The following is a 1,805-nucleotide window of genomic DNA, read 5'->3' as shown; positions in this document are numbered from 1 at the left end:
GTCCATCACTGACTACTTCGCCTACAGTAGAGCCAACACCAGAGCCAACACCAATACCCTCGGTTGTTCCTATAGTTGAAGAACCTCTCACCTCTGAACCGACTTCCCTAGAACAAGAAACTACAGAAGAAGACACTACATCACCAGGAGAATTAGCCCCTACGGAAACAGAGCAAATACCAGAACTAGAGGAATCTGTAACACCCAGTGAACTGCCAATAATTCTGGAGGAAGCAACTCCTGAGGTTGAGCCCAACCTACCTGAGCTGGAAACAACTTTGGAAACAGAAGAGCTGGTTCCTGCTAGTGAAACCCCAGCACCAGTTGAGGAAGCAACTACTGCAGCTCAATCAGTAAGCCCTCTAGCTGAACCCTCAGAAAAGCCAAAATTAAACATTTGGAGTCGCTTTGGCAGTTTCTTCGGACGTTCTCCTGTCACCCCTAGCCCCTCACCTGAACCGCTAGAAGAACTGGACATTACATCAGAGGAACCTGTGGTAGCTCCGAGGGAATCTGAGTCCACTACTGTGGTTGAGGAGATCTTGGAAGAACCCGCAGTAGAGACCGGGGAGTCTGAATCCACTAATGTGGTCGAAGATAGTTATGAACAACCGGCAGTAGAGACCGGGGAGTCTGAGTCTACTACTGTGGTCGAAGATAGTTCTGAACAACCGGCGGTAGAAACCGAGGAGTCTGAGTCCACTACTGTTGTTGATGAGATATCGGAACAACCGGCAGTAGAGACCGGGGAGTCTGAATCCACTAATGTGGTCGAAGATAGTTCTGAACAACCGGCAGTAGAGACCGGGGAGTCTGAATCCACTAATGTGGTCGAAGATAGTTCTGAAAAAGCGATAGTGGCTCCCAGTGAATTGGAGCTGAGCTGATGATGATACTCAGCATCTAATCCGGCAGTTTGATCGATCTGAGTGCCGGTAGGTTAATCCCATGGAACCGGTTGATCAGTAACTCAAGGAATGGTGGGAGTGGCCACACTTGAGTGCGATCGCACAGTGAGAACAGGCAGTTAGCCCATGGTTCGATCAACTGTTTGAGCATCGGCCAGCAATCCCCACTGGGTTAGGGATTGCTGGCCGATGCTCAATGTGCAGCTGGCGCTGGCTCCCCTGTTCCCTTCCTGCATCAATTTCAATACTGAAATCGATTGTTATGACTTCCTTTATTAAGTTTTTTTTGTACTGGTGCAAGCTCTCAGTATAACTCCCGAAACTTTTCCCGATAACGAGCCAACAACGATTCCCTATCTGCTAGTTGAGTTATTAGGTATTAGCTATAAACTCTATCTATAAACTCTATCTAAAAGTAGTGTTGCTATAAGAGTTTACCTGGGTAATCTAGGATTAGGCGATAATTAACTATTCAGCCTTCATACTTGCTTACTAAAAGTTTCTACTAATCAAAAATACTGGAGTAGATAAATCAGGTGAAACCCTATTTACCAATCCAACTATTAACAACATTATTTGTAATCACAACCAGCACCCTGACTCCTGCTGTTTCTAACGCTCAAATCGATTTACCCTGTTTCATGCGGGATGCCAATGGCAATCTGATTGACCTTGGCAAACTTTGCGGCATTTCAAAGCAAAACAGTTCAGGAGTGATTACAATCCCGATCAAACGTCGAGTCTATAACACTCCTGTGATTGATGTCACTTTTAATGGTAAACGAACCTTTGAAATGGTGGTTGATACAGGAGCATCCGTCGTGACAATTACCCCAAAAATGGCAAAAGCTTTGGCATTGAAACCAGAAGGAACTGCCACGATGGATACAGCTAATG

At 45.8% G+C, this 1,805-nt stretch carries 1 protein-coding gene and 1 pseudogene; both read left to right on the top strand.

Annotated elements, in window-relative coordinates; all coding sequences use genetic code 11:
* A pseudogene (locus F6K49_RS45440) lies at positions 1-887 on the top strand (hypothetical protein); the annotation flags it as partial.
* 557 nt (positions 888-1,444) lie between these two features.
* Positions 1,445-1,805 (top strand): retropepsin-like aspartic protease (locus F6K49_RS45435; protein ID WP_293108745.1); only part of this gene is annotated, 361 nt, incomplete at its 3' end.

Source organism: Moorena sp. SIO3I6 (genome assembly GCF_010672095.1).
The sequence above is the reverse complement of the archived record's forward strand: the minus strand, read 5'-3'. Positions and strand labels throughout refer to the sequence as shown.